General features: G+C 63.3%; 13 protein-coding genes and 1 pseudogene. All 14 read left to right on the top strand.

All coding sequences use genetic code 11. The features are described 5' to 3' along the window. A pseudogene (locus GM1_RS16955) lies at positions 1-536 on the top strand (hypothetical protein); the annotation flags it as partial. Between the two features lie 155 nt (positions 537-691). Continuing rightward, positions 692-1,180 carry a GIY-YIG nuclease family protein gene (locus tag GM1_RS21720; RefSeq protein ID WP_052005452.1) on the top strand — a complete coding sequence of 163 codons (489 nt, stop codon included), beginning with the start codon at positions 692-694 and terminating at the stop codon, positions 1,178-1,180. Between the two features lie 244 nt (positions 1,181-1,424). Beyond that, on the top strand, positions 1,425-2,093 hold the full coding sequence (locus tag GM1_RS22025; RefSeq protein WP_081604314.1) for an NUMOD4 motif-containing HNH endonuclease: 669 nt from the start codon (positions 1,425-1,427) through the stop codon (positions 2,091-2,093). Then, on the top strand, positions 2,060-2,305 hold the full coding sequence (locus GM1_RS23355) for a DUF7427 family protein (RefSeq protein WP_008380851.1): 246 nt from the start codon (positions 2,060-2,062) through the stop codon (positions 2,303-2,305). The genes GM1_RS22025 and GM1_RS23355 overlap by 34 nt, the downstream gene beginning before the upstream one ends. After that, complete coding sequence (locus GM1_RS22450) at positions 2,302-2,481, top strand: hypothetical protein (RefSeq protein ID WP_052005450.1); 180 nt, start codon at positions 2,302-2,304, stop codon at positions 2,479-2,481. Before GM1_RS23355 ends, GM1_RS22450 begins: the two co-directional genes overlap by 4 nt. 180 nt (positions 2,482-2,661) lie before the next feature. Continuing rightward, positions 2,662-2,796 (top strand): hypothetical protein, encoded by a 135-nt coding sequence (locus GM1_RS23155; protein ID WP_263053702.1) that lies wholly within the window; start codon positions 2,662-2,664, stop codon positions 2,794-2,796. Next, positions 2,793-3,053: a hypothetical protein gene (locus GM1_RS16940; protein ID WP_008380847.1), complete on the top strand. Its 261-nt coding sequence runs from the start codon at positions 2,793-2,795 to the stop codon at positions 3,051-3,053. Before GM1_RS23155 ends, GM1_RS16940 begins: the two co-directional genes overlap by 4 nt. Then, on the top strand, positions 3,050-3,265 hold the full coding sequence (locus GM1_RS16935) for a hypothetical protein (protein ID WP_008380846.1): 216 nt from the start codon (positions 3,050-3,052) through the stop codon (positions 3,263-3,265). The genes GM1_RS16940 and GM1_RS16935 overlap by 4 nt, the downstream gene beginning before the upstream one ends. Continuing rightward, on the top strand, positions 3,262-3,432 hold the full coding sequence (locus GM1_RS22445; protein WP_157436136.1) for a hypothetical protein: 171 nt from the start codon (positions 3,262-3,264) through the stop codon (positions 3,430-3,432). Before GM1_RS16935 ends, GM1_RS22445 begins: the two co-directional genes overlap by 4 nt. Positions 3,433-3,669: 237 nt before the next feature. Next, a complete protein-coding gene (locus tag GM1_RS22440) occupies positions 3,670-3,840 on the top strand; it encodes a hypothetical protein (RefSeq protein ID WP_008380843.1) in 171 nt (56 codons plus the stop codon). A 58-nt stretch (positions 3,841-3,898) separates the two neighbouring features. Continuing rightward, the gene (locus GM1_RS16930; protein WP_008380842.1) at positions 3,899-4,207 is read left to right on the top strand and encodes an HNH endonuclease; all 309 of its coding nucleotides are present in this window, start codon (positions 3,899-3,901) and stop codon (positions 4,205-4,207) included. 313 nt (positions 4,208-4,520) lie between these two features. Beyond that, positions 4,521-4,832, top strand: coding sequence for an HNH endonuclease (locus GM1_RS22435; protein ID WP_008380841.1), 312 nt, complete (start codon positions 4,521-4,523; stop codon positions 4,830-4,832). A 139-nt stretch (positions 4,833-4,971) separates the two neighbouring features. Next, positions 4,972-5,334 carry a hypothetical protein gene (locus tag GM1_RS16920; RefSeq protein ID WP_040520520.1) on the top strand — a complete coding sequence of 121 codons (363 nt, stop codon included), beginning with the start codon at positions 4,972-4,974 and terminating at the stop codon, positions 5,332-5,334. Continuing rightward, entirely contained in the window at positions 5,334-7,067 is a 1,734-nt protein-coding gene (locus GM1_RS16915) for a terminase large subunit domain-containing protein (RefSeq protein ID WP_008380838.1), read from the top strand. The genes GM1_RS16920 and GM1_RS16915 overlap by 1 nt, the downstream gene beginning before the upstream one ends. The last annotated feature ends 5 nt before the right edge of the window (positions 7,068-7,072 follow it).

The following is a 7,072-nucleotide window of genomic DNA, read 5'->3' as shown; positions in this document are numbered from 1 at the left end:
CACTCATGGTCTGGATCGAAGCCGTCTGCCAACAACGCCACTACCCGTGGCCCGGACGCCTACGCAACGCACCCGCCGCCAAATGGCTCGCACAACACATCACCGGACTCGCACTCTGCGACGACGCACAAGACGCCGCAGACGAAATCACCGACGCACACAAACGCGTACTTCGAGTCATCGACAGACCAGCATTCCGCCAATACCAAGGGCAATGCGAAATCTGCCAGGGCGACCTCTACGGATACCGCGACGCCGACAAAATCACCTGCGCCCAATGCTCCGAAGTCATCCGGAAAGACGTCAACGACAGACGCCTCGCCAACCAACTCGAAGACAAACTGTGCACAGCCAACGAACTCGTCGTCGTCATCGCAGACAGGTTCGGAGCAACCATCAAACCGAAGACAGTCCACGACCTCGCATACCGGAAGACGAACCCGATTCTTGTCAGAGGGTCGACATACGATGAACAGAAGCTCTACCGGGCAGGCGACGTGTTCGCCGAACTGAGGAAACGGAAAGTGATCGCATGAGCAGTTGGGGAGCATCAGGCCGACGATCCGTTAGCCCGGACGATCTGACAGGGCATACCTGCTTCTGGCACGCCTGCTCAACCCGAGTCCCGGTCCGGTTCGCAAACGCAGGACTACTCGCGTGTCGAGAACATGCACTCCTGACATGGTCGATCGTGAATGAGCAGATGGAGATGGTTCAAGGTGAGCCGGTTCCAGAACGGGCGAAGGAGAACCTGAACTATGACCACCCGCTGAATCCGGAACTACTCGACCACAACGCGCCATTCAGCCTCTTCGGGGAGAGGGTGGGCATGGCGGTTGAGTCGGCACGAACCGGCGTCGTGTACTTCGTACGTACCGGTGGGCGAATCAAGATTGGGTATTCGACAAACCTGGAAAGGCGTCTCGCCCAATACCCGCCCGACATCGAAGTCCTATACCTCGTGAGAGGGGACAGGGATCGTGAGCGGTACGAGCACAAGCGATTCGCCGCGTACCTCGCCGACGGGCGTGAATGGTTCCAGGATCGCACGGAGGTTACGAACCTGATCGCGGCCATGTCTTCCGCCGATCCAGGGTGGACCCGATTGATCGAAGATGACGAGTGGTGGAGACGCCGCGCAAACACTGCCCCTGAGATAACAGCAGGCCGAATCGCATAGTGGTACGCTTCGCGTAGCGGGACAGTTGGTCGTCAGACCGGCGGTCCCGTTTCGCGTATCCGCTCCCCGAAACCGGGTTGAGCGTGCGCACCCTCCCGCCCTGCACGCGCCAACATGCGCGGGCTGGCGCACGGACACGGTCCACGACGCGTGCAGGGCACAACTTAGGTCACAACAGAACAAGAACCCCGGCGACTGCGCTAACAGTCCCGGGGCATGGACGAACCCGTGGAAGGGGATCGACATGGAATATCGTACCTGCACTATCGGCGATTGCAGTGGCGCACATGCCTCTCGAGGAATGTGCGACAAGCACTACCGCCGGTGGCGTGCGCACGGGACGGCCCAGCCCCAAGATGACCATCCAGTTCGCGAAGGCGAGCTATGGCGGACCATTCCCACGCATCCGACACACGAGGTGAGCAACTTCGGAAACGTCCGAAGCCGCACTCGTCAAATCGGAAACAGGATCGTTCAGGGGCGTGAGCTGTCAGTCACAGTCAGCACCACCCGAGGATACCCGCAGGTCAGCATGACTATAGAAAGCGGCAAGCGGGTCACTCGAGAGGTCCATCCACTCGTGGCCGCCGCCTTCATAGGACCTCGCCCGGAGGGTTCTGAGGTTTGCCACAACGACGGCGACCGCACCAACAACGTGCCTGGCAACCTTCGCTATGACACTCCGCGAGAGAACGCACTAGACGTGATTCGTCACGGGCGGAATGTGAACGTCAATAAGACGCACTGCCCATCCGGGCACGCATATTCAGCCGAGAACACCTACGTGTGGAACGGCTATCGACACTGCCGAGAGTGCAGTCGGAAGTCCAGAGCGGACTACGAGCGGCGCAGAAGGCAAGAGCGGAAACGAAGGCAATCATGCCAAGTGGCGCAGTCGTCTGGACCTCGTTAATCGTCAGCATCGCCGGGTACGAGGCGTACTGCATCCGCAGCGGCCACGCAGACGAGCTTCTCAGTCGAGTCCTAGATCGAGCTAGGGCCAAGCACCCTGTCGCGAACGTGGCCTGCCGCGCAGCAGTCATCGCAACCGCTCTACATCTGTGCCGCGCATACCCGAAGCGGTATGCGCGCTACGACCCGTTCGCGCTGCTCAGGCTTACGTGATCAGCGTCGACGAACTGACCTCCAAATACCGCGGCGCGTCATTGCGCTCACCACGGATCCGCAACATCTGCAACGTGCGTGACGCCGTCTGCTCGATGCCGGCACCGTGGACGCGCAACGTAGCCCAGTCCGCCGACCACATCGTCGGATACTTCGGCACACAGCACAGGTACTGAGGGGGCGACGATGGCGTGGATTTGCTGCGGACACGACTGCGCCGAAGCGCTCAAGCGGGCGAACGCGGCAGGCCTCGTCACTTGGGGATGCGGATGCGGCCACGAAACGTTCATCCCGAGGGATCCATCCAGCCGCCCGATGATCGACTGTCCGGACCGCGGGCTCCTGCCCCTCGACTCATGACCAGCCTCACCGCGTGGATCGCCGACCAGATCGCCGAAGCTGCACGGCCCATCGCACACAGGCTGACCGCCGACACACTCAGCCGACTGCGCATCCACATCACCGTCCGACTCAGCCTGGAGGAACCGTGAGCACAGCAGCAGAGTGCATGATTCCAGCCCGGGTAGCTCAGCGCAGTACTGAACTGCTGGCTGCGATCGAGCGCATGATCCTCGGGCAGCTGCCAGAGGACGTTCTTCCGATGCCCCGCCAGATGCCTCGTACGCGAATGTACTTCCCGCAGATGAAGGTGCGTGGCGGGCGACGTCGACACGGGCAGCGTTCAACCCAGCAAGCGAACCGGTACGCCAACGGCGGCGTGGTCTGGATCGACGAGGCGTACCGATGATCGACACTGACGACCCGCAGCACTGGCCCGGCGACTCAGGTGCAGTCATCGAAGCCTGCGTCCCAACAGACGAACTGCTTGCACAGATCGTCAACGAAGCAGCCTGGGTCGCGCTCTTTCAACTCGCCACCGCGCTGCAACTGCCAGACATCATGGACGCCCTGATGGAAGTCACAGCAGACGACATCCACCAGTGGCGAACAGCACCATGACCGCCGTCACCAACCCGCGCGCCTGCCAGGCACACCAACGCACCACCCACGACGGACACCACATCCGCGTCTGGTGCGCCAAGAACAACGGCCACAACGGCGCACACGAAACCTGCGCAGGCGTCACGTTCACCGACCACCAACACGACGGAGGACGCGGAAGATGACGTCGATAAGCACCGTCGAGATCAGCGGCGACCACCAAGAGGGGAAGCGCCTCGCGTCGTCAGACCCGCGCGTGATCATCGTGCACCGGAGCAACTGATGCGATTCTGCGAGCGGTGCGGCGTACGTCGTCTCGCGGACTGTAGCGTGCTGTGCTTCGCTGAACGGCAACACGACAGCCTCGCCACCACAGACCACACGCTCTACACCAGCCAAGCAGAGGACAACAAAGGGGCAGCATGAGCGGCCTACAGTTCGTCGACCAAGACGACCACGACTTCGCCATCACAAACCGCGACGGCCAACTCGAGATTGTCGTCGGCCACTACATGGAGGAGTACGCGTTTCGTCCAACGAAAGACGAAGCGCGAACCATCGCCAGACGCCTCCTCGACTGGGCCGACGAGTGACAGCCAAGCGCAACACCAGCACACGCGACAAGGCACATGCACAAAGCACCAAAGAGCCATGAGTAGCAACTGGAACAACAACGGCCGCTACCACGGCGGATTCCCCGCGGCAGTCAAAAAGCGAGCCGAACAAGAACTCCCCAAGGTATGCGCCCACTGCGGCGCCACCAACTGCCCGCTCCGCCTCGACCACATCCGCAACACCGCACGAGGCGGCAACAACACCATCGACAACGCCCAATGGCTCTGCGACACCTGCCACGACCACAAGACACGCGCCGAAGCAGCCGAAGGCCAAGCGATCCGCACCGCCAAACGCACGCTCCCGAAGCGGCCGCACCCACTTGACCGGATGATGCCCGGCTAATCCAGAGCGAGGTGTCACCGCGATGGTCCGTACCTGCAGATGCGGATCATCACTCGAAGGCAAGCGACCACAGGCCAAGTGGTGTAGCGAAGCCTGCAGGCTCAAGCATCACCGACAGGACCACCCGGCATACGTCGAGCGTTCTCGTGCACAAGGTCGCGCACGCAGTCGCGTACGACAGTCAGTCGTCGACGCCTCGCGACCACCGTGCAGGTACTGCACGACTCAGGTGTCACGACACGGGGCAATCACCTGCCAGTCGATCGAGTGTCGACGCCGCTTCCACAACGATCGGTGCGCCGAACGTCGACCAATGTACAAGGACCGAAGCTACGTGCGCGCCAACAACGCGCGCCAGTCCGCGCGCCGACGTGCACTGCTCGCCGCGACCGACGTCGAAACGTTCGACCCAGTCGAGATCTTCGCCCGTGACAACTGGACTTGCCACCTCTGCGATCAGCCAGTCGACCGGGCAGCCAAGGTCCCCGACCACCAAGCGCCCACGCTCGACCACCTCACTCCACTCGCGCATGGCGGCCCACATACACGCGCCAACGTCCGCTGCGCGCACTTCATCTGCAACTCCGTACGCCAGGACAAGCCACTGAGCTGCGCCAACAACTGATCGGGTGGGGGTACACCCTCGCGCCGCCCCATACCCATGCCGCTACGCATAGCACCTCCCAGCCTGCGTGCGACCTCTCCTGTGTTTTGCCCTCTCCGGCGGTCCTGGTGGCCGACCGCTCATGGTCCTGGAGGCCGAGATGAAGACACCTACTGCGCCTACGAAGCTCGGCCCGAAGGGGCGGAAGCTGTGGAACTCGATCGCAGGCAAGTACGTCCTGCGCGCCGACGAGATGCGGACGCTCGAGGATGCGTGCCGCGAAGCTGACCTCATCGAGAAGATGGAGAAGGAGCACCTGACGGCGGCGCTGATCGTCAAGGGCTCGCAGGGGCAGCCGGTGATCAACCCGCTGGTGTCGGAGCTGCGTCAGCACCGCGCGACGCTCGGCGCACTGTTGAAGTCGTTGAAGCTCCCCGACGAGGTGGAGGCTGCGGCCGCCGAGGGGCGGTCGACGGCGGCGCGGAATGCGGCGAACGCTCGTTGGGGTAAGCGCACGGGCTGATGGCTGGCCTTCTCGTATCGACCACGGAGGTCAGCCCGGACGCAGAGTACGACCGGATCATTGCCTGGTATCGAGCCGAGCTCGCCCGTTCGCGCCCTGTCGAGTACGTCGACTGGCCGCCGGTGATCGTCGGCCCGACGTGGAAGTGGACCGACGACGGCTGGCACCTACCGGCGCACAGTCTCGGCTGGGGTGTCCTCGCATGGTGCGGCGCCTGGTTGAGGGACAAGCACGGTCAGCCGTGGCAGTTCACGCTGGAACAGGCACGGTTCCTGCTCTGGTACTACGCGGTCGATGAGCGTGGCCGGTGGCTGTATCACTCGGCGGTCCTCCAACGGCTGAAAGGCCACGGCAAGGATCCGGTTGCTGCGTGTGTCTCGCTCGCGGCGTGTTTCGGTCCGGTCGTGTTCGACGGCTGGGTCGATGGGATTCCTGTCGGGGCGAATGATCCGACGGCGTGGGTGCAGCTGATCGCTGTGTCGCAGCGGCAGACGCAGAACACGATGAAGCTGTTCCCGACGCTCGTCACGGAAGAAGCCCGCGCACGGTACGGCATCCAGATCGGCCGCCTGAACCTGTGGGGGCTCGGCGATTCGGTCCAGGTCGAGGCGATCACCGCCTCGTTCCTGTCGATCGAGGGTGGCCGTCCGACTCAGGTGATCCGCAACGAGACGCAGAACTGGAACTCGTCGAACCAGGGCCACGAGATGGCCGGCGCGATCGAAGGTAATGCTGCGAAGTCTGAGAATGGCGCGGCACGGATGCTCGATGTCTGCAACGCGTACCGGCCTGGCGAGGATTCGGTGGCCGAGCGGGTGCGGGACGCGGCTGACGCCGCCGCACGCGCGAACGTGAACGTCGGGATCCTGTACGACTCGCTGGAAGCTCCGGCTGCGGCGCCGCTGACGATCGACGCTGCACCCGCTGTGCTCCGGTCGATCGCTGGTGACTCGGTCTGGCTCGACACCGACCCTGACGGGCGGATCGTGCAGTCGATTCTGAACAAGTCGAACGACGAATCTGAGTCGCGGCGCAAGTGGTACAACCAGGTCGTCGCGACCGCGGACGCGTTGATCGATCCCGCGGTGTTCGACGAGCTCGGCTCTGATGATCGTCTCTCCGATGGCGACACGATCGTGCTGGGGTTCGACGGCGGCAAGACCGACGATGCGACCGCCCTGATCGCGATGCGCGTCGAGGACCGTCTGATTCAGCCGATCGGGATCTGGCAGGCCCCCGACGGAGCGGCAGGCCGCGACTGGGAGATCGACCGTACCGCCGTCGATGGCGTCGTGAGGAACGTGTTCGGCCGGTACGACGTCGTCGGGTTCTTCGCCGACGTCGCGCTGTGGGAGTCGTACGTCGACCAGTGGTCGATCGACTTCCGCGACCAACTCGCAGTCAAGGCGTCCCCTCGGTCATCGGTCGGGTGGGACATGCGCGGCGGGAAGCGCGATCTGACGCTGGCGAACGAGTCGCTCGTGTCGGCGGTCGTTGATGAGAGGGTCCGCTTCACGACCGGTCGCCCTGTCGACACGTTGATGCGTACCCACGTCCTGAACGCTCGCCGCCGACTGAACTCGTTCGGTCTCAGCTTCGGCAAGGAGCACCGCGAGTCGGCACGCAAGGTCGACGGCTGGGCAGCCCTGCTCCTCGCCGATATGGCGCGCGCCAAGTTTCAAGAGTCCGGCAAACGATCTAAGCCCCGCACTGGGGAGGCGTTCTTCTTCTGACCAGG

It is taken from the genome of Gordonia malaquae NBRC 108250, assembly GCF_000344135.1.
Classification (GTDB): Bacteria; Actinomycetota; Actinomycetes; order Mycobacteriales; family Mycobacteriaceae; genus Gordonia; species Gordonia malaquae.
Note: the sequence above shows the minus strand (reverse complement) of the source record. Positions and strands in the feature narration are given on the sequence as shown.